Source organism: Kitasatospora viridis (assembly GCF_007829815.1).
In the GTDB taxonomy this organism is placed as follows: Bacteria; Actinomycetota; Actinomycetes; order Streptomycetales; family Streptomycetaceae; genus Kitasatospora; species Kitasatospora viridis.
Window position 1 is genome coordinate 64,087 of record NZ_VIWT01000003.1, and the last position, 22,125, is coordinate 86,211.

Here is a 22,125-nt window from a genome sequence, read left to right on the forward strand (position 1 = left end):
TTCCCCGGAGGTCCCCGTGTCACCGCTCACCCGCCGTACCTTCCTCGGCTCCGCCGCCGCCCTCGGGGCGGCCGTCGGCCTGGAGGTCGTGCCCGGCACGCAGGCCCGCGCGGCCGCCGCCGCGGCGCGCACCGGCACGATCCGCGACGTCAAGCACGTCGTGGTGCTGATGCAGGAGAACCGCAGCTTCGACCACTACTTCGGCACGCTGCGCGGCGTGCGCGGCTTCGGCGACCGCACGGCCGTCCAACTCCCGGACGGCAACAGCGTCTTCAACCAGCCGAACGGCGGGAAGCGCCAGTACCCGTGGCAGCTGAGCGCCACCAAGACCTGGTGGTGGGGCGTCAGCAAGGAGAAGATCGCGCAGTGCGACGGCTCGCTCGCGCACACCTGGGCCACCCAGCACGCGGCCTGGAACAACGGGCGGATGGACTCCTGGGTCGCCGCCAAGGGGTCCGACCGGACGCTGGGCTTCATGGACCGCTCGGACATCCCGTTCCACTACGCGCTGGCCGACGCCTACACGATCTGCGACGCGTACCACTGCTCGGTCCTCTCCTCGACCGGCCCGAACCGCACCTACCTGTGGTCCGGCATGATCGACCCGGACGGCAACGCCGGCGGCCCGGCCTACGACGGTGCCTCGGAGTCCGGGCTGACCTGGCAGACCTACGCCGAGGCGCTGCAGGACGCCGGGGTGAGCTGGAAGGTCTACCAGAACGCCTCGGACAACTTCGGTGACAACGGGCTCGCCTACTTCGACACCTTCGAGCACGCCCCGCCGGGCAGCGACCTCGCCGTCAACGGCATGGGCTCGGTGCCGAGCACGGGCAAGACGGCGGACGACATCGTCGCGGCGATCCGGGCGGACACCCTCGACGGCACGCTGCCGCAGGTGAGTTGGGTGGTCCCCGACCAGCTGTACTCCGAGCACCCGGACGGCCCGCCGGAGAACGGCGCGCACTTCGTCCACCTGGTGCTGCAGGCGCTGGCCGCCGACCCGGAGGTGTTCGACTCCACGGTGCTGTTCCTCAACTACGACGAGAACGACGGCTTCTTCGACCACGTGCCGCCGCCGGTCGCACCGGACGGCACGGACGGCGAGTTCTACGACGGCACCAACGTCGGCCTCGGGTTCCGGGTGCCGATGATCGTCGTCTCGCCGTGGACCCGCGGCGGCTGGGTGGACTCGCAGGTCTACGACCACACCAGCGTGCTCCGGTTCCTGGAGACCTGGACCGCGGCCCTCGGCACCCCGGCCGTCTGCTCGAACATCAGCGCCTGGCGCCGCAAGGTGTGCGGCGACCTGACCGGTGCCTTCGACTTCGCCAACCCGGTCCACGGCCTGCCCTCGCTGCCCGACACCAGTGACACGATCAGCGCGGCGTCCGCCGCCCTGGAGGTGAACCCGGCCCCGGGCACCAACGAGATGCCCGCCCAGGAGTCCGGCACCAAGCCGGCCCGCGCGCTGCCCTACCAGCCGAACGCCTGGGTGGACCGGATCGAGTACGACGCCGACGACGCGATCCGGCTCCGGATCGCCATGGCCAACCAGGGCCCGAAGGCCACGGCCTGGGCGCACTACTCGGTCTACGCCAACGCCTACCGCACCGACGGCCCCTGGCAGTACACCGTCGCGCCGCACAACGCCTCGACCGGCACCGACGGCAGCGCCAAGGACTCCTTCGACATCGGCGCCGACTACGGCGACGGCCAGTACGACCTCTCGGTCCACGGCCCGAACCGGTTCGTGCGCCGCTTCACCGGCGACGCGACCGCCGACGGCCGGACCGCCGAGGCCACCACCGGCTACGCGCCCGCGCCGCACACCAACCGCCAGGCGCTCTGGTTCCACCTGGCCAACACCGGCACCTCGACGGTCACCTTCACCATCGCCTCCACCAACTACCGCACCGGCACCTGGCACTACCGGGTCGCGCCGGGTGCCACGGTGAGCGACCACTTCGACAACGTGGCGGTCTGCGGCGGCTGGTACGACTTCACGGTGACGGTCGACGGCGACGACTCGTGGAGCCGCCGGGCCACCGGCCACATCGAGACGGGCGGCGCGAGCATCACCGGCTGACCAGGACCGCGACACGACGCCCCGCCGGCTGCTCCGCCGGCGGGGCGTCGTTCTGCAAGGCCGAAGACGTGGCAATTAATTAACTTACCGACGTATTGAATGTTCACTTGGCCTGCCCATACGCTCTGGCCTGCCACGGTCGTGTCCGCGGCAGGTGACGGACCGGACTCCGCATCCCCGGGAACGACAGTGCGCGCGACGCAGGGACGCCCGGTAGCACCTCACGCGCCATCGGTCGGCGCCCCACCGCGCTCCTCGGAGGTTCACGTGTCCCCGTTCATCCGCCATGCCCTGTCAGCACCACCCCGCCGGCGGCCGGGGTGCCCGGCCGCACGAGCCCGCACCGCGATGGCCGGCACGCCGCAGCGCTGATGCCGGACAACCACGACTTCGCCCACTCCCCCGACTCGCCGCCCGCCACGACCGACACCTGGCGGGACGTCAGCAAGCAGCCGCCCGTCGGACGGGCGGCCGAGATCGCGCGGCTCGAACGGGCCGTGCACTGGCTGCGGTCGGGACACGGGACCGTCCTGGAGCTCGCCGGGGATCCGGGCCTGGGCAAGAGCACCCTGCTGAGCGTCCTCGCCGGGCTCGCCGCCCGGGCCGGGATCCGGCTGGCCCGCGGCCACGCCGGCCGCGGGAACGCCGCCCCCGGCCAGGTGTTCCGCGACGCCTGGGGCGACCATCCCGCGCTGGACCCGCGCGACGTCGACGGCGACCGCTTCCTGCAGGCGGCCCGGGGGCTGGCCTTGGACTGGGCCTCGGGCGCCGGTGGTGCCCTGCTCCTCGACGACGCGCAGTGGTGCGACTCGGGATCGGTCGAGCTCGTGCGGCGGCTCATCCGCCGTCCGGTCCCGGGACCGTTCCTGCTCGCCCTGGCACACCGCCCCCGGCAGACCAGCCCGATCCTGCTGGCGGCGCTGGACGAGGGCGTGCGCGCCGGCACCGTGACCCGGATCGCGGTGCCGCCGCTGGGCCCGGACGCGGTGCGCGAGCTCCTGGCCCGTTGGTCCGCCGACAGCGGCCCGGAGCACGAGGACCACCTCGACCGCTTGCGGGACGCGGCCGGCGGCAGCCCCCGCAGCCTGCGCATCCTGCTGGCCGCCGGCTGGGATCCGGGCCGGTCGCCGGGCCGCGGCGACGACCCGGGCCTGCTGCTGCGCGAAGCGGCCGCCCTGACCGCCGAGTTCGAGGCGGTGTCGCCGCAGGCCCGCGCGGCCCTGGGCGCCGCCGCCGTGCTCGGCACGCCCTTCCGCCCCCAGGACGTCGCACCGGTCTGCGGACTCGATCCCGACCACGCCTTCGCGGCGCTCGGCGAGCTGACCCGCGCCGACCTCGTGCGCGGCCGCGGCGAAGGCGGCACGCTCGGGTTCCGCGACAGCGTGCTGGAGCAGGTGGCCCACGAGCACATGGACCTCCTCGAACGCTCGACGGCCCACCGGCGGGCGCTGGACCTGCTCACCGAACAGGGCGGCACCGCAGCGCAGTTGGCCCGGCACGCCGTGCACCTGCTCGGCACGGACTCCGCGGTGGCCGCACCCGTCCTGGCCCGGGCCGCCGCCGAGGCGCTCGCGCACCGGCCGGACGCCGCGGCCCGCTGGCTGCGCCTGGCGCTCGACCACACGCCGCACGGCGCAGCGGGCAAGGAGGCGCGGTCCGAGCTGGAGGTGCTGCGCTCCCGGGCGCTGATCGGCGCGGGGCGGCTGGACGAGGCCCGCACGCTGATCCACGAAGTCCTGGGCCGCTCCGATGAGTTGCCCTGGCAGCTGGCCGTCCGGGCGGCCGGGGCCGCCGCGGACGTCGAGCGCCTGCTCTGCCGCCACGAGGAGGCGGAGGCCATCGCCGCCGCCGCACTGCGCCGCCTCCCGGCCCCCGGGAACGGCGGACCGCTCCCCCTCGAAGCCGCCGCCATGACCTACGAGTACGCGCTGGTCCAGTCGATGCGCGGCGACCACGTCCGGGCCCGCGCGACGCTGCGCCCGGCCCTGGGCAGCGCCCTCGAACCCGCGCACCCGACGGGGGTGGCGATCCGCTGCCTGGCGGCCTGTCAGGACGCCTACCTGGGGGACGTCGCCGAGGCCGTCCGCGCCGTGCGGGAGTGCGCCGACAGCACGGACGCGCTCCCCGACCCCCAGGCCGGACGGTCGCCGGAGATGTTCCTGACCCTCGGCACCGCCGAGTTCTACCTGGAGCGGTTCGACGCCGCCGCGCGCCACTTCGGGCGGTTCCTGAAGGTGCCCGGTGCCCGCGCCCAGCAGCACCTCGCCTCGTACCAGCTCGTCGGCCTGGCGGTGGTCGACCTGTGCGGCGGCCGGTTGGCGCAGGCCGCGCGCCGGGCTGCCGAGGCCGAGCGGTCGGCCACCGACATCGGCTCGCAGGAGATCACCGGCCTGGCCCGGGCGGCGCGGGCCGCCGCACTGGCCTGGACCCGCGGCCGGCGCGACACGCGCGAGGCCCTGGCCCTGGCCGACTCCGCGCTCCTCGACCTCGCGGCGCGGGACAGCTGGTGGTGTCTCAGCGCGATCGGGCTGGCGGCCCAGGTGCGCCTGGTCGCCGGGGACCCGGACGGCGCGCTGCGCACCATGGTGGACGGCGCCGGCGGGGAGGACGTGGCGCAGCTCCAGCCCGCGCTCGAACCCTCGCTCCGGGCGCTGATGGCGTCCGCCGCGCTGAACTGCGGCGACCTCGTGTCCGCGCGGCACTGGACCGCCCAGGCGGAGGCCGCCGCGCAGCGCCTCGGGCTGCCCGGGCAGCGTGCGTGGGCGGTGCGCGCACGGGCGGCACTGCATCTGACGGATGGTCAGCCGGACCTCGCCGCGCCGCTGTTCGAGCAGGCCGCCGAGGGGTTCCAGCGGGCCGGGCTGCCGCTCCAGCGGGCCTGGACGCTGGTCTCGGGCGCCCAGGCGGCCGGCGCGGCGCAGGGACGGGACGTCGCGCTGGGCTGGCTGGACTCGGCCTCGGTGATCGCCGACGCGCTCGGCGCGCTCCGGGTGCGCGAGGAAGCGGCGCGCGTGCGGGCCGAGTTGGCCGGCAGCCGGTCCGAGCGCGACCCGGCGCAACCGCCCGCGGCCGGGCCGCTGGCGGTGCTGAGCGACCGGGAACGCGAGATCGCGGCGCTCGCGGCGGCGGGGCTGCGGTCGCGGGAGATCGCGCAGCGGCTCTTCCTCAGTCCGCGGACCGTGGACGCCCACCTCGGCCGGGTCTACCGGCGGCTCGGCCTGTCCTCGCGGGCCGAGCTGGCCCGGGTCATCGGCGGGCGGGACGGCGCCGTGGGGTGAGGGGATGACCCGGGCTCGCGGTGCGGGTCAGCCGTTCAGCCGGCGCACCTGCGCGGCGAGCGTGTCGACGGTGCGGGCGAGCTGCTCGGGGGTGTGCTCGCTGGTGACGAAGAAGCGCAGTCGCACCAACTCCTCGGCGACGGCCGGGTGCAGGATCGGGTTGGCGCTGATCCCGTGGTCCGCCAGGGCGGCCGACAGCGCCACGGCCTTGGCGGAGTCCTTGACGATCACCGGGACGACCGGGGTGCCGTGGCTGTCGCCGGTGTCGAGCCCGGCCTCGCGGGCCGAGTGCAGGAACGCCTCGGAGTTGGTCCACAGCCGCTTGAGCCGCTCCGGCTCCGCCCGCATGACCCGGATCGCGGCGAGCGAGGCGGCGGTGTTGGCGGGGGTCATGCCGACGCTGTACACGAAGCCGGGGGTGGCGGCCTTCAGGTAGTCCACCACCCGCCGGGTAGCGGCGACGTAACCACCGCAGCCGGCCAGCGACTTGGACAGCGTGCCGGACCACAGGTCGACGTCCCGGCGGTCGACCAGGAAGTGCTCGCCGACGCCGCCGCCGGTGGCTCCGAGGGTGCCGATGCTGTGGGCCTCGTCGATCATCACGAGCGCGCCGTGGCGGCGCTTGACCTCGATGAGCGCCGGCAGGTCGACGATGTCGCCGTCCATGCTGTAGACGCCCTCGACCACGATCAGCACCCGGCGGTACTGCCCGCGGACCCGGCGCAGCAGGTCGTCGAGCGCCGCCATGTCGTTGTGCGGGAAGGGGCGGCGGCGCGCGCCGGACAGCCTGCAGCCCTGCAGGATGCTGTCGTGGGCGAGCGCGTCGTGGACGACGAGGTCCTCGGGGCCCAGCAGGTGGCCGATCACGGTGACGTTCGTCGCGTGGCCGCTGACCAGTGCGATCGCGGCCTCGCAGCCGTTGAGGGCGGCGAGTTCGGCCTCCAGCTCGTGGTGCAGCGGCTTGTTTCCGGACAGGAACCTGCTGGCGGAGACCGAGCTGCCGTAGGTGTCCACGGCCTCCTTGACCGCCCGGGTCACCTCCGGATGGCCGGACAGCCCGAGGTAGTTGTAGCCGGCGAAGGAGATCAGCTCCCGGCCGTCGATCCGGGTGGTGGCGCCCAAGGTCCCTTCGTTGAGCAGGAAGTACGGGTTGCGGTCGAGTGCGGCGACGCGCCGCTCCATCGCGAGCAGCTCGGGGAAGTCCTCGATGCGGGTCTGCGGCGCGGCGGTCGCCGTACCGGTCGCAGGCCCGGTCTCGGTCTCGGGAGCGGTCTCGGTCTCGGTCTCGGGAGCGCCGTCCGCCCGGGACGCGCCGACGAGGTCGGCCACCGCGTCGACCACGGCGGCGATCGTGGGCTCGCCGGAGAGCAGCTCCGGGCCGATCCGGTCGGCCGCGTCGGGGAAGTGCCGGCGCAGCCGCTCCACGAGCTCGACCAGCATCAGGGAGTCGAAGCCGAGGCCGTGGGTGACCACCGTGTCGTCCGCCAGCTGGTCCAGCGGGAAGGCGCTGACCGCCGCGAGCTCGGCGCGGACCCGTCGACGGACCAGCTGGTAGGAGGCCGTCCGCTGTTCCTCGGGCGCCGTGGCCCCGTCCGCACCGCCGACGGACACCGGCCGGTCGAGGCCCGCTGTCCCGGCGAGGGTCCGCAGGACGTCCAACTGCTCGCGCAACAGCGTGACGACGTCGTTCATGGGGAGTTCCTGTCCTTCGGGGCGCTGTCTGGGAGGGCTGAGCTGGGGCTGGGGCCGGACTCCGTGCTCGGGCGCGGGGCTGGCCGGGGTGTTGTCCGCCTCGCCGGCCGCGACGGCGGCCAGGCCCGGGACGGTCCGCGGTCCCGGCACCCGGGAGGCGACCCGGGGGTGCCAGTGCGGCGTCGCGGCGAGCGGCGAGGGCGGCAGCGTGACCAGCTGCGTGCCGGCCGGCACCAACCCGGTCGCATCGAACTCCACGCCGGCGACGGCGAGTTCTCCGAGGCCGCCGAGCAGGCTGCGCGCGTCGTCCGGGTCCGGCCCGGTGAGCGCGACGCAGCGCACCCCCGCCGGGTCGGGGACGCTGTGCCGCACCGCGCCGAGCAGGCTGGCGCCGCCCAGCAGCTGCACGAAGATCCGGGCGCCGCCCTGGTGGGCGGAGTGCACCGCGTCGCCGAAGCGGACCGGGGCGCTCGCGTGCCCGGCCCACAGCTCGCGCAGGACGGCGGGGTCCGACTCCGCCCGGCCGCTGACCGTGGACACGAACCCGCCCACGGGCCGGTCGATCCGCCGGGTGGCCAGGTCGGCGGCGAGGTCCGCGCGGACCGGGTCGAGCAGCGGGGAGTGGAACCCGTTCGACACCTCCAGTGCGCTACTGGTCACCCCGGCGGCGGCGCAGCGGCGGGCCAACTCCGCGAGCCCGGAGGCCGTTCCGCTCCAGACGGTCTGGCCGGGGTGGTTGTGGCAGGCCGCCCAGACGTCGTCGAGGTCGCGGGTGAGGCCTTCCGCCTGGTCCACGGTCGCGCGGACGGCGAGCATCCCGCCCCGGCGGTGCGCCTCCGCGCGGCGCATGTGGGCGCCGCGGGTGAGCAGCAGCCGCGCGCACTCCTGAGGTGCGAGCGCGCCGGCCAGCACCGCCGCGGGGAACTCGCCCACGCTGTGGCCGAGGCTGACCGCCGGGGCGAGCCCGAGCGAGCGCAGCAGGGAGCCGACCGCCACGCCGAGCGCGCCGAGGACGGGCTGGCACACGTCGGTGCCGGTCAGTCGGGCCCGCCCCTGCGGGCTGTCGGCGTCCGGCCCGTGGACGGCCGCCAGCAGCGAGAACCCGCCCGGGTGCGCGGTCGCGGCCGCGTCCCAGGCGTGCACGCTCTCCCGCACGGCCGGGAAGCGGTCCAGCAGGTCGCGCAGCATCCCGGGGCGCTGGCTGCCCTGCCCGGGCAGCAGGAACGCCACCGCCCGCTCCGACTCGGGCAGCGGCCGGTCGGCGGCCCAGGCGCCCTCCCCGAGAGTGCCGGTGCGGCCCTGGGCGAGGGCACGGCGGGCCTGCTCGACCCGGGCGACCAGTTCCTCGTGCCCGGCCGCGACCACGGCCAGCCGGGCCGTCAGCAGCTGACGGGCCGCCAGGGTCCGCGCGATGCCCGCGAGCGGCAGGTCCGGCGTCTCGGCGACCGTCTCGCGGAACCGGTCGAGGTGGGTGACGAGGCCCGCCACCGAGCCGGCGGAGAAGAGGAACAGGTGCGGCGGCTCGGTGCGGGCGGGCGGGCGCCGCACGGGGGTGCGCGCCCGTACCGGGGCCTCCTCCAGCACGACGTGCACGTTCGTCCCGCCGAAGCCGAAGTTGCTGACGCCGGCGCGGCGCGGCGTCGCGGCGGTGTGCTGCCAGGGCCCGAGCCGGTCGGGGATCCGCAGGTCCGCGCCGTGCAGCTGGTCGGCGCGGGCGGTCCGGGTGGCCGGCATCGGCGGGATGGTCCGGTGATGGAGCATCAGCGCGGCCTTGATCACCGAGGCGGCGCCCGAGGCGCCCAGCGAGTGCCCGATCAGTGACTTCACCGACCCCAGGCTCGCCTCGACGCGCTCGCCGGTGCCCTCGTCGCGGATCCGGGTGATCGCCTCGATCTCGGTGGCGTCGCCGACGACGGTCGCGGTGCCGTGCGCCTCGAAGGCACCGACCGAGCGGGCGGAGCAGCCCGCGTCCCGGTAGGCCCGTTCCAGGGCCAGCAGTTGGCCGCCCGCCCGGGGGGTCATCGGCCCTTCGGACGCGCCGTCGTTGGACATCCCCACGCCGCGGATCACGGCGTAGACCCGGTCGCCGGCGGCCAGCGCCTCGTCGAGCGGCCGGAGCACCAGGACGCCGACGCCGTCGCCGAGCACGAAGCCGTCGGCCCGGGTGTCGAACGGCCGGCACGCCCCGGCCGCCGAGACGGCGCCGATCTTCGAGAAGGCCAGCAGGGTCCTGGGGTCCAGGGCCAGGTAGGCCCCGCCGACCAGCGCCACCCTCGACTCGCCGGCCGTCAGGCTGGCCACCGCCTGGTGCAGCGCCACCGTGGAGGCGGAACAGGCCGCGTCGACGGCGAAGCTCGGCCCGTGCAGGCCGAAGAACCGGCTGACGTTGGCCGCGGCCATGTTCAGCAGCGCCCCGGGCAGCACGAAGGGCCCCATGGTGCGGACGTCCGGGACGAGTTCGACGTACTCGGACAGGTTGAGCCCGAAGAACACACCGGTCCGCTCGCGGTCGAAACCGCCCTTCTCCCAGCCGGCGTCCTGCAGCGCCTCGCGCGAGGCGTCCAGCAGCAGCCGGTGCTGGGGGTCCATCCCCTGCACGCGCCGGGGCGGCATCCGGTAGTACCGGGCGTCGAACCGGTCGACCTGAGCGATCGTCGCGAGCCGGTCGGTGTAGGTGCCGTGGCGGGCCCGGCGGTCGTCGGGTGTGTGGAGCGGCGCGTGGTTCCAGCGCTCCGGGGGGACGGGCCGGAACTGGCGCTCGGCGCGCCGCAGGAGGCGCCAGTAGTCCGGCAGGTCCCGCGCGCCGGGGAACCTGCACCCCATGCCGACGATGGCTGTGTCACGCAAAGCTACCCCAAGTCTGAGTGAGGGCTGCGAGGTGGCGCCGGCGGTCGGTGGGGCGACCGTCGCCGCGCTGCCTGGCGGCCGGTCCCGCCCGGGGACCGGCGGCCGTCATGCTCGCAAGGGCCGTGACGGCGGCGCATGGGTAGAACTACGGCATCCGTTACCCAAGGGGCCCACGCGTCCGCCCGGGCCGAGTTGGTCAGTCCTGTCGACAGTGACCAGGTCAGCCTCATCAGCAGCTGCCGGGGTACCGTTGTTGATGATCCGTCAGATCATCCTCCGGACCCTGACGCATGGTTGACATGAGCGCGCCGGTCGGGCTTAACCTGTGTGACGCTACCGGCCGGTAGCGTCAGCGCGGGCCCGGACATCGGAACACCGAAACGGCGCCGGGGAACCCTGCCCCCGGTTCCTTCACGGTGCTCGGGCATCGGCATGCCCCCAGCAGAGCGGCCCGGCGCTGCGCCGTGCCGGAGTCCCGCGTTCCCCCGCATCCGCCATGCTGCCCATCGGAGTGCCCATGAGGCCCAACTCGCCGCCGGACGACCTGATCATCGGCGTCACCCCGCACCAGGAACCGGATGCCGCGCTGGCCGAGGCCGTCTGCCGGGCCGGCGCGCTCGGCGTGCTCGACCTCGGCGCCGGCGACCGCCGGGCGCGCGAGGAGCTCGACCGGCTGCGCGAACGCGTCCCCGGCCGCTTCGGGGTCCGGCTGGGCCCCGGCTGCGCACTGTCGCCCGGCGAACTGCGCCGGGCCGACGGGACCGGACCGCACACCGTGCTGCTGGCGCCGGACGCCGCTCCCGCACCGGGCACGCCCGACTGGGACCCGGCCCCGTTCACCGGCCTGCGCCTGCTGGTCGAGGTGACCGGTCTGGAGCAGGCGCTCGCCGCGGTGCACGCCGGGGCGGACGGGCTGATCGCGCGCGGCAGCGAGAGCGGCGGACGGGTCGGCGAGCTGAGCACCTTCGTGCTGCTCCAACTGCTGCTGGCCAGCCCGGGGATCGAGGTCCCGGTCTGGGCGGCGGGCGGCATCGGTCCGCACACGGCGGCGGCCGCCGTGGTCGGCGGCGCGGCCGGGGTGGTGCTGGACAGCCAGCTGGCCCTGCTCGCCGAGTCGGCCGTGCCGGAGCAGGTCGCGGCCGTGCTGCGCTCGATGGACGGGTCCGAGACCGCGGTGGTCGACGGGCGCCGGGTGCTCCGGCGCGGCGGCGGGTCCGCCCTGCCAATCGAGCTGACGATCGGTCAGGATGGCTTCCTGGCAGCCAGGTTGGCCGAGCGGTGGGGAACCGCCGGACGGACCGTGCACGCCCTGCAGGACACCCTCCGGGACGCCGTCCGGCAGGCGGCGAGCAGCGCCGGGGCACCGCTCTCCGCCGCGCTCGGCACCCGGCTCCCGCTCGCCCAGGGCCCGATGACCAGGGTCAGCGACCAGCCGCGGTTCGCCGCCGCGGTGGCCGAGGCGGGCGCGCTGCCGTTCGTCGCACTCGCCCTCGCGGACGGCGCACAGACCCGTGACCTGCTCGCCCGCACCGCCGCCGCGCTCGGCGAACTGCCCTGGGGTGTCGGCGTGCTGGGCTTCGCCGCCGAGGAGGTGCGCAGCGCCCAGCTCGCGGAGGTGCTGGCCGCCCGGCCCAGCCACGCGGTGATCGCCGGCGGACGCCCGGCACAGGCCCGGGTGCTGGAAGAGGCCGGGATCCGCACCTTCCTGCACGTGCCCTCGCCCGGCCTGCTGCGGCAGTTCCTGGCCGACGGCGCCCGCCGGTTCGTCTTCGAGGGCTCGGAGTGCGGCGGCCACGTCGGGCCGCTGCACAGCTTCCCGCTCTGGGAGGCGCAGTTGGGAGTGCTGGCGGACTTGCTCGACGAGCAGCGCGGCGAACCGCCGACGATCGAGGTGCTGTTCGCGGGCGGCGTGCACGACGAGCGCTCGGCGGCGATGGTGGCCGCGCTCGCCGCGCCGCTGGCCGGGCGCGGCGTCGCGGCCGGCCTGCTGATGGGCACCGCGTACCTGGTCACCGAGGAGGCGGTGGCGCTCGGCGCCGTGCAACCGCGCTTCCAGCGCCAGGTGCTGGCGGCGAGCGCCACCGAACTGCTGCACTCGGCACCCGGGCACGCGACGCGCTGCGTGCCGAGCCCGTTCACCGAGGAGTTCCGGCAGACCAGCGAACGGCTGCGGTCCGAGGGACGGCCGGACCGGGAGGTCTGGGAGCAGCTGGAGCGGCTGAACGTCGGGCGGCTGCGGATCGCCAGCAAGGGCCTGGACCGGGTGGCCGGGGAGCTCACCCCGGTCGACGAGGAGGGGCAGCTGGCCCGGGGGATGTTCATGGCCGGCCAGGTCGCCGTGCTGCGCTCGGCCACCACCACCATCCCCGAGCTGCACGCCGCGGTGACCGGCGGGGCCGGGGCCTTCCTCGCCCGGCGGGCGGCCGAACTCACGGACCGGCTCGGCGGGTCCGCCGCACCGGTCGAGCAGCCCAGACCGCTGGAGATCGCGGTGGTCGGCATGGCGGGCATGTTCCCGCAGGCCCCCGACCTGCCCGCGTTCTGGGCGAACGTGCTGCACGGTGTGGACGCGGTGACCGAGGTTCCGGCGGAGCGCTGGGATCCGGCGCTCTACTACGACCCGGAGGGCGAGCCGGGCCGCACCCCGTCCAAGTGGGGCGGCTTCCTGCCCCGGATCCCGTTCGACGCGCTCGCCTACGGCATCCCGCCGGCCGCGCTCGGCAGCATCGAGCCGGTCCAGCTGCTCGCGCTGGAGGCGGCCCGGCGCTCGCTGCTGGACGCGGGGTACGACAGCGGCGCGGGTGACGGCGGCCGGGCCTTCGACCGCTCGCGGGCCGGCGTGGTGTTCGGCGCGGAGGCGGGCAGCGACCTGTCGAACGCGGGCGTGCTGGGGGCGGTGCTTCCCGCCTACCTGGGTCGGGTGCCGGGCCCGCTCGCCGAGCAGCTGCCCAAGCTCACCGAGGACTCCTTCCCCGGCATGCTGGCCAACGTGATCTCGGGGCGGATCGCCAACCGGCTGGACCTGGGCGGCGCCAACTTCACGGTGGACGCCGCGTGCGCCTCCTCGCTGGCCGCGCTCGACGTGGCGTGCAAGGAACTCGTCGCCGGCACGGCCGATCTGATGCTCTGCGGCGGCGCCGACCTGCACAACGGGATCAACGACTACCTGCTGTTCGCCTCGGTGCACGCGCTCTCCCCCACCGGCCGGTCCCGCCCGTTCGACGCCGCGGCCGACGGCATCGCGCTCGGCGAAGGCGTCGCCTGCCTGGTGCTGAAGCGGCTGGCCGACGCGGAGCGGGACGGCGACCGGGTGTACGCGGTGGTGCAGGGGGTCGGCAGCGCGAGCGACGGCCGCTCGCTCGGGCTGACCGCACCCCGGCCCGAGGGCCAGCGGGCCGCGCTCGAACGGGCCTACCGGGGCGCCGGCGTCGCACCGGCCGCCGTGGGCCTGGTGGAGGCGCACGGGACCGGCACCGTGGTCGGCGACCGCACCGAACTGGCCACCCTCACCGAGGTGTTCACCGAGGCCGGGGCGGCGCCCGGGAGTTGCGCGCTCGGGTCGGTGAAGTCCCAGATCGGGCACACCAAGTGCGCGGCCGGGCTGGCCGGGCTGATCAAGGCCTCGCTCGCGCTGCACACCGGCGTGCTGCCGCCGACCCTGCACCTGGAGCGGCCGAACGCCGCCTGGGAGCCGGACCGGAGCCCGTTCGCCTTCCACACCGAGGCCCGGCCGTGGGCCGCGTCGGCGGGCGAACGGGTCGCCGGGGTCAGCGCGTTCGGCTTCGGCGGCACCAACTTCCACGCGGTGCTGCGGGGTTACGAGGGAGCGGTGCCGGTGCACGGCCTCCAGGAGTGGCCGGCCGAGCTGTTCCTGTTCCGCGGCGCCGACCGGGCCCGGGCGCTGCGCGGCGTCAGCGAACTACTGGGGCTGGCGATGGAGCCGGGTCAGCCGTGGCGGCTGCGCGACCTCGCGCTGGCCGCCTCCCGGCGGGCTTCGGCCGGGCACGGGCCGGTGCGGGTCGCGGTGGTGGCGGGTGATCTCGCGCAGCTCGTCGCGCTGCTGAACCGGGCGCTGGCCGAGGAGCACGCGCCGCAGGACGGGCTGCACCTGGACCCGGCGGACGGCGCGCCCGGCGGTGAGCTCGCCTTCCTCTTCCCCGGCCAGGGCAGCCAGCGGCCGGGGATGTTCGCCGAGCTGTTCACCGCGTTCCCCGCGCTGCAGGGGCAGGTGCGGCTCGGGCGGCGGTACGCCGACCTGCTGCACCCGCCCGCCGCGTTCACCCCCGAGGCGCGGGCGGCCCAGCGGGCCGCGCTGACCGACACCCGGGTCGCCCAGCCGGTGCTGGGCCTGACCGGGCTCGCGGCCCACGAACTGCTCGCGCTCGCGGGCGTACGGCCGCAGCTCGCGGCGGGCCACAGCTACGGCGAGCTGGTCGCGCTCTGCGCGGCGGGGGCGCTGGCGGCGCAGGACCTGCCGGAGCTCAGCGCGGAGCGGGCCCGGGCGATCCTGGCCGCGGTAGGGGACGGTGCCGGCCCGGGGCGGGACCCCGGCGCGATGGCCGCCGTCCGGGCCGGGGCCGAGGAGATCGAGAAGGTGCTGTCGGGCACCGAATCGGTCGGCGGTGTGGTGGTGGCGAACCACAACGCGCCGCGGCAGGCGGTGATCTCGGGGCCGACCGAGCAGGTGGCGGCCGCCACCGAGCTGCTGCGGGAGGCCGGGTACGAGGCGAAGCGGCTGCCGGTGGCCTGCGCGTTCCACAGTCCGCTGGTCGCCGGCGCGGGCGAGCAGTTCGGCGCGGCGCTGGCCGAACGGACGCTGCGGGCAACGGAGTTCCCGGTCTGGTCGAACCGCACGGCGGGGGTCTATCCCACCGACCCGGCCGCGATCCGGGCGGAACTCGCGGCGCAGATCGGCGCGCCGGTGCGGTTCGCGGCACAGATCGAGGCGATGTACCTGGCTGGTGCCCGGGTGTTCGTGGAGGCCGGGCCCGGTTCGGTGCTGACCCGCCTGGTGTCCGAGGTGCTCGGCGACCGGCCACACCGGGCCGTGCCGCTGGAGCGGCGGCGCACCGGCCTGCCCGGCTACCTCGACGCGCTCGCCGAACTCGCCGTCGCCGGCGTGCCGGTGCACACCGACCGGCTGTTCCGCGGCCGCGACGCGGTGCCCGCGGGCCGCGCGCCGGCCCCCCGCCGCCCCGGCTGGACGGTGGACGGCCAGCTGGTGCGGACCGCCGCAGGAGAGACCTTGCCCGGTGCGCTGGCACCGGCCCGACCCGTACCGGAGGCCCTGGTGTCCACGCACGACCCGCGATCCGCGGACCCGCAGGCGCTGATCGCCGATTTCCTCAGCACCAGCCGGGAGTTGATCGCCGCTCAGCGGGACGTGCTGCTGACCTACCTCGGGGAGGCCCGACCTGCGGTGCCGCCGGTCCGCGCCACCGTTCCTCAGCTTCCGCAGCCCGCCGCGCAGTTGCCCGTCCCCGAGCGCGTGGCACCGCAGCCGGCCGGCCCGGGGAGCACGGGCGATCTGCTGGCCACCGTCATCGAAGTGATCGGCGAACGCACCGGCTACCCCGCCGACATGATCGAACCCGACCTCGACCTCGAAGCCGACCTCAGCGTCGACTCCATCAAACGCACCGAAATCATCGGCCAACTCGTCCGCCGACTCACCGACCAGAGCGACACCGTGTCGTTGAACGACGACGAGGTCGAACAACTCGCCCGCGCACGCACCGCCACCGCCATCGCCGACTGGCTCACCGCACGGTTCGGCCAACCGACACCGGCCACCGCCCAGCCGCACCCGGGCGACCTGTTGGCCACCGTCATCGAGGTCATCGGCGAACGCACCGGCTACCCCGCCGACATGATCGAACCCGACCTCGACCTCGAAGCCGACCTCAGCGTCGACTCCATCAAACGCACCGAAATCATCGGCCAACTCGTCCGCCGACTCACCGACCAGAACGACACCGTGCAGCTGAACGACGACGAGGTCGAACAGCTCGCCCACGCACGCACCGCCACCGCCATCGCCGACTGGCTCACCATACGGTTCGGCCAACCGACACCGGCCACCGCCGATGCTCCGCAGGACGTCCCCGCAGCGCCGGCGGGTCACGACCCGGTCCGACTCTGCTTCGAGGAGGTCCCGCTCCCCCAGGCCCCCGCGCCCGCCGACACCCTCGCCGGACAGCACCTCCACCTCCTCGGCGACGACGGCCACGGCCTCGCCACCGCGCTGGCCACCCGCCTCGCCGCGCTCGGCGCCCAGGTGGCCGCCCACCCGGCGGACCATCAGCTCTCCCCCGCCGACGGCGAAGCGGACGCGGTCCTGCTGCTCGATCCGCTCGCCGCCGACGGCGCCCCGGTGCTCCCCGGCGCCGTGCCCGCGCTCCAGGCGGCGCTGGCCCGCGCACCGCGCCGGCTCCTCGCGGTCAGCCGCGCCGAGCGCGACGGGCAGGGTGAGAGAGGACGGGCGGACGGCCTGCGCGGCCTGTTCCGCACCCTCGCCCGCGAGTACCCCGCGCTGTCGGCCCGCCTGCTCGAACTCGACCGCTCCGACGGCCCGGCCGGGCCCGAGGAGCAGGCGCAGGCCGTGGAGGCCGTCGTCGCCGAACTGCTCGCCGACGACCACGAGGCGGTGGTGCTGCGCACCGCGACCGCGCGGCACGGCCTCGCGCTGCGCGAGCGCGGCCTCGGCGCGCTCGGCAACACGGGCGCCGGCCCGGCCGGCGACGGTGTGGCCGAGGCCGCCGCGCTGGGCCTGGACCGGGAGGCCGTCGTGCTGCTGGTCGGCGGCGCTCGCGGCATCACCGCCCACGTGGCGGCCGCGCTGGCCGCCGCGAGCCGCTGCCGGCTGGAGCTGCTCGGCCGCACCGCGCTGCCGGACGGCCCCGAGGACCCCGCGACCGCCACGGCCCGCGACCGCGCCGCGCTGCGCGCCGCGCTGGCCCGCCAGGGCGTGCCGCTGCCGCAGGTGGACGCCGCCGCCTCCCGGCTGCTCGCGGGCCGCGAGGTCGCCGCGACGCTGGCCGAGCTCGACGCGCTGGGCTCGCCGACCGGCTACCGCACCGTGGACGTGGCCGACGGCGTCGCGCTGCGCCAGGCGGTCAAGGAGGTGTACGCCGAGCACGGACGGCTGGACGGCGTGGTGTTCGCCGCGGGCGTGATCGAGGACAAGGTGCTGGCCGAGAAGGACCCGGCCTCGTTCCGGCGAGTCTTCGCCACCAAGGCGGACGGCGCCCGCGCGCTGCTCGACGCGCTCGCCGAACTGCCGGTCGGGCCAAGGTTCACCGTGCTGTTCGGCAGCATCGCGGCGGCTCTCGGCAACCGCGGCCAGGCCGACTACGCGGCGGCCAACGACGCCCTGGAGCAGCTCGGCGCCCGGTGGGCCCGCCGAACGGGACGGCGGGCGCTGACCGTGCACTGGGGCCCGTGGGCACCGTCCGCCTTGCACGGCGGCATGGTCTCCGCCGAGCTCGCCGGCTCCTACGCCGACCGCGGGGTGAAGCTGATCGACCCGCAGGCGGGCGCCCTCGCCCTGCTGCGCGAACTCGCCTGGGGCGAGCCGCAGTCGAGCTCCGTGGTCTACACGGCGTCGGGCTGGTGACGGGGATGACGACCCGTCACCTGCCACCCGTGGCCGTCGTCGGGATGGCGGTGCTGCTGCCGGGCGCCCCGGACCTGGCCGCCTACTGGCGCAACCTGCTCGCCGGCGCCGACGCGATCGGCGAGGTGCCGCCCGGCCGTTGGGACCCGGAGTACTACGACCCGTCGGCCGCCGACGGCTCGCCCGACCGGCTGTACTGCCGTCGCGGCGGCTTCGTGGACGGCATCGCCCGGGTGCAGCCGACCCGGTTCGGCCTGATGCCGAACTCCGTCACCGCCACCGAGCCGGACCAGCTGATCGCCCTGCAGACCGCCGCCGCCGCGATCGAGGACGCCGGCGGCCCGGACCGACTGCCGGACCGGGACCGGGTCGGCGTGGTGCTCGGCCGTGGCGGGTACCTGACCCCGGGCCTCGCCCGGCTCGACCAACGGGTGCGCGGGGCCCACCAGTTGACCCGCACTCTCGGCGAGGTGCTGCCCCATCTGACGGCTGATCAGCTCGACCGGGTGCGGGCGGCGTTCACCGAGCGGCTCGGACCGGACCGGCCGGAGGCGGCGATCGGCCTGGTGCCCAACCTGGCCGCCTCCCGGCTGGCCAACCGGCTCGACCTGCGCGGGCCCGCGTACACCGTCGACGCCGCCTGCGCCTCCTCGCTGGTCGCGGTGGACCAGGCCGTCGGCGAGCTGGCGAGCGGACGGTGCGACGCGGTGCTCGCGGGCGGGGTGCACCACTGCCACGACGTCACCCTGTGGAGCGTCTTCGCCCAGCTCGGGGCGCTCTCCCCGAGCGAGCGGATCCGCCCGTTCCACCGCGGTGCGGACGGCATCCTGATCGGCGAGGGCACCGGCGTGGTCGTGCTCAAGCGGCTCGCCGACGCCGAGCGGGACGGGGACCGGGTGTACGCGGTGATCCGCGGCACCGGAGTGGCCGGCGACGGACGCACCGCCGCACTGGCCAGCCCCGACCCGGGCGGCCAGCGGCGCGCGGTGGAGCAGGCCTGGCGGGCCGCCGGGTGCGACCCGGCGGCACCCGGCGCGCTCGGCCTGCTGGAGGCGCACGGTACCGCGACGCCGGCCGGGGACGCGGCCGAACTGACCACCCTGGCACAGGTGTTCGGCCAGGCACGGACCGGCGAGCGCCGGGCCGTGCTCGGCTCGGTCAAGTCGATGATCGGCCACACCATGCCGGCCGCGGGCATCGCCGGGCTGGTCAAGGCCGCGCTGGCCGTGCACCACGGGGTGCTGCTGCCGACGCTGCACTGCGAGGAGCCGCACCCGGCGCTGGCCGACACCCGATTCCGGCCGATCGCCGCCGCCGAGCCCTGGGAGACCGTGCGCGGCGGTCCCCGGCGCGCCGGGGTGAACGCCTTCGGCTTCGGCGGGATCAATGCGCACGTCGTGCTGGAACAGGCGCCCGGCAGCGCGCCGTCGCCCGTCCTGCCGCTCGCCGGGCGAGCCGCTCGGCCGACCGGTGCCGGCCCCGCGCAGGTGGTGGAGCCAGAACGGGTGCTGCGCCTGGCCGCCGACACGCCCGAGCAACTGGCCGCGCTGGTCGCCGCCTCCGACGACCCGGCCCTGCTCCGCGCGGGCCGGCCCGAGGACGGCGGCCCCGCCCCGCGCTACCGCCTCGCGGTGGTCGACCCGACGCCCAAGCGCCTCGCCGTGGCCCGGCGCGCCGTGGCCCGGGGCCGGGCGTGGCGCGGCCGGAGCGACGTCTGGTTCGCACCGGCGCCGCTGCTCGGCCCGGGCGGCGGCCGACTGGCGTTCCTCTTCCCCGGCTTGGAAGGCGAGTTCGCGCCCCGGGTGGCCGACGTCGCGGACCACTTCGGGCTGCCCCGACCGCCCGTCGGCGACGGCACCGGCAAGGTCGGCGACCCGCCCCGCGTCGGCGACGTCGGCCGGCACGGCGCCGGTGTGGTCGCCGTCGGGCGCCTGCTCGACGCGGCCCTGCGCCGGATCGGCCTGCGGCCGGACGCCGTGGCCGGCCACAGCGTCGGCGAGTGGACCGCCATGATCACCGCCGGCCTGTACTCCGGCGCCTCGGTCGACGCGTTCCTGGCCGCCTTCGACCCGGACGCGCTGCGGGTGCCCGGCCTGGCGTTCGCCGCGCTCGGCGCGCCCGCGGAGCGGGTGCTCGAAGCGCTGGCCACCCTGCCCGGCATGACCGAGGTCGTGCTCTCGCACGACAACGCCCCGCAGCAGGCGATCGTCTGCGGACCGGAGCAGCCGGTCGCCGAGCTGGTCCGCCGGTTCCGCGAGCGCGGGGTGCTCGGCCAGGTGCTGCCGTTCCGCTCCGGGTTCCACACCCCGATGCTGGGCCCGTACCTGGCGCCGATCCGGCAGGCCGCCGAACGGTTCGAGCTGCACGCGCCCGCCGTGCCGGTCTGGTCCGGCACCACGGCCGCGCCGTTCCCGGCCGCCGAGGCCGAGGTGCGCGAACTCTTCCTGCGCCACCTGCTGGAGCCGGTGCGGTTCCGCCCGCTGGTCGAGGCCATGTACGCGGCCGGCTTCCGGGCGTTCGTGCAGGTGGGCACCGGGCAGCTGGGCTCGCTGGTGGCGGACACGCTGCACGACCGGGAACACCTCGCCGTCGCGGCGAACGCCCCGCAGCGCGACGGGCTCGCCCAACTGCGGCGAGTGGCGGCGGCGTTGTGGGTCGAGGGCGCCGAACCGGACGCCGCCTCGCTGCTGCCGGGCCGGGCCGGAGGACCGGCGGTGCCGGCGGCGCGTGAGCACGTGGCCGTGCCGCTGGATCTCGGCAGCGCGCTGGTCTCGCTGGACCCGGCGACGCTCGGGCCGCTGATCCCCGAGCCGGCTGCGCACCTGCGTCCCGAGGCCGACCCCCTCGGGCGGCTCGGCGAGCACTCCCCCGTGGCCGCCGAGCTCCACGCCCTGCTTCGCGAGACCGAACGCACCGCCGTCGAACTCATCGGTGCGGCTGGTCAGTTCGAGAGGCGTGTGCCCGCAGCCGAGCCGGTCACCCGGCTGCACATCTCGCTCGACGCCATGCCCTACCTCGCCGACCACTGCTTCTTCCGCCAGCGCCCGGACTGGCCCGATCCCTCGGACCGCTGGCCGGTCGTCCCCGCGACCACGATCGCCCAGCATCTGCTGGACGCCGCCGAGGCAGCCGCGCCGGGCCGGATCGCCGTCGGCGCACGGGACTTGCGGTTCGGCCAGTGGGTGCCGGCCGCCGAGCCGCTCGACGTCGAGATCGCCCTCCAACAGATCGACCCGGACCTGGTGAACGCCAAGTTCGGCCAGTACGCGGACGGCGTCGTCGAGCTGAGTGACCGTCATGAGGCCCCGCCCGCCCCCTGGCCCGTCGACCCGGCGGCCGAGCAGCCCCCCGAGCTCACCGCCGCCCGCCTGTACCAGGACCGGTGGATGTTCCACGGCCCGGCCTTCCAGGGCCTGACCGAGCTCACCGCCATCGGCGCCGCGCACGTGCGCGGCGTGATCACCGCGCCCGCCGCACCCGGTGCACTGCTGGACAACGTCGGGCAGCTGCTCGGGTACTGGATCATGGCCAGCCGCACCGAGCGGACCGTGGTCTTCCCGGTCGGCATCCGCCGACTTCGCTACCACGGACCGGCCCCGCGGCCCGGCACCCGGCTGCACTGCCACCTGCGGATCACCGCCCTCACCGAGAGCGTGCTCGAAGCCGAGGGACAGCTGCGGCTCGCCGACGGCACGGTCTGGGCCGAACTGCACGGCTGGCAGGACCGCCGCTTCGACAGCCACCCCGAGACCCGCCCGGTCGAGCGGTTCGTCGACCGCCACACCCTCGCGCGACCGCAGCCCGGCGGCTGGCTGCTGCTGCACGAGCGCTGGCCGGACCTCGCCTCCCGCGAGCTGATCATGCGCAACCACCTCGGCGCGGCCGAACGGGAGCGGTACGCGCAGCAGCCGCCGCGCACCCGCCGGGCCTGGCTGCTCGGCCGGATCGCCGTGAAGGACGCCGTCCGCCGGTGGCTCTGGGAACAGGGCGAGGGCCCGGTCTTCCCGGCCGAGATCGAGGTGCGCAACGATCCGGCCGGACGGCCGGTGGTGGCCGGGGTGCACGGCCGCGTGCTCCCGCCGCTGGACGTCTCGCTCGCGCACCGCGCCGAGGCGGCGGCCGCCCTGGTCCGGCCGGCCGGGGACGGAGTCGGAGTCGGGGTCGGCATCGACCTCGAAGAGGTCGTGGACCGGCCCGCCGAGACCCGGCAGGTGGCCCTCGGTGCAGCCGAATCAGCACTGCTGACGGAGTGTCAGGAGCGCGACGGTGGCAGCACGGCCCTCTGGTTCACCCGGTTCTGGGCCGCCAAGGAGGCTGCGGCCAAGGCGGCGGGCACCGGACTGCGCGGCCGTCCCCGCGACTTCGCCGTGGTCGCCGCCGAAAGGTCCGCCCTGGTGGTCGAGGCCGCCGGGCCGCGCGGCCCGTGGCGCCACCACGTGCACTGGGCCGTGGTCGACAGCCCGCCGGGCCTGCCGCCGCGCAGCTACGTGGCGGCCTGGACCACCGGCGACCGGCCCGAGGAACAACTCCACACGCACCAGCACGACTTCGAGAGGACGACAACGACGTGACCGTCAGCGAGCAGACCACGGACCGCACCCCGCCCA

5 protein-coding genes are annotated in these 22,125 nt (G+C 75.9%); 4 read left to right on the plus strand and 1 reads right to left on the minus strand.

From position 1 onward, the window contains the following. Positions 1 to 16 precede the first annotated feature (16 nt). Together FHX73_RS30960 and FHX73_RS30965 are read left to right on the plus strand one after the other, a co-directional pair. Entirely contained in the window at positions 17 to 2,086 is a 2,070-nt protein-coding gene (locus FHX73_RS30960) for a phosphocholine-specific phospholipase C (protein ID WP_145909257.1), read from the plus strand. Positions 2,087 to 2,457: 371 nt separating this feature from the next. Then, complete coding sequence (locus FHX73_RS30965; RefSeq protein WP_145909258.1) at positions 2,458 to 5,364, plus strand: helix-turn-helix transcriptional regulator; 2,907 nt, start codon at positions 2,458 to 2,460, stop codon at positions 5,362 to 5,364. 27 nt (positions 5,365 to 5,391) lie between these two features. On the opposite strand, the gene FHX73_RS30970 is transcribed toward FHX73_RS30965, so the two are convergent. Next, a complete protein-coding gene (locus FHX73_RS30970) occupies positions 5,392 to 9,903 on the minus strand; it encodes a type I polyketide synthase (protein WP_246213991.1) in 4,512 nt (1,503 codons plus the stop codon). A gap of 517 nt (positions 9,904 to 10,420) precedes the next feature. Here FHX73_RS30970 and FHX73_RS30975 point away from each other — a divergent pair. Further along, positions 10,421 to 17,518 (plus strand): type I polyketide synthase, encoded by a 7,098-nt coding sequence (locus tag FHX73_RS30975; protein WP_145909259.1) that lies wholly within the window; start codon positions 10,421 to 10,423, stop codon positions 17,516 to 17,518. A gap of 5 nt (positions 17,519 to 17,523) precedes the next feature. Next, a complete protein-coding gene (locus FHX73_RS30980; RefSeq protein WP_145909260.1) occupies positions 17,524 to 22,089 on the plus strand; it encodes a type I polyketide synthase in 4,566 nt (1,521 codons plus the stop codon). The last annotated feature ends 36 nt before the right edge of the window (positions 22,090 to 22,125 follow it).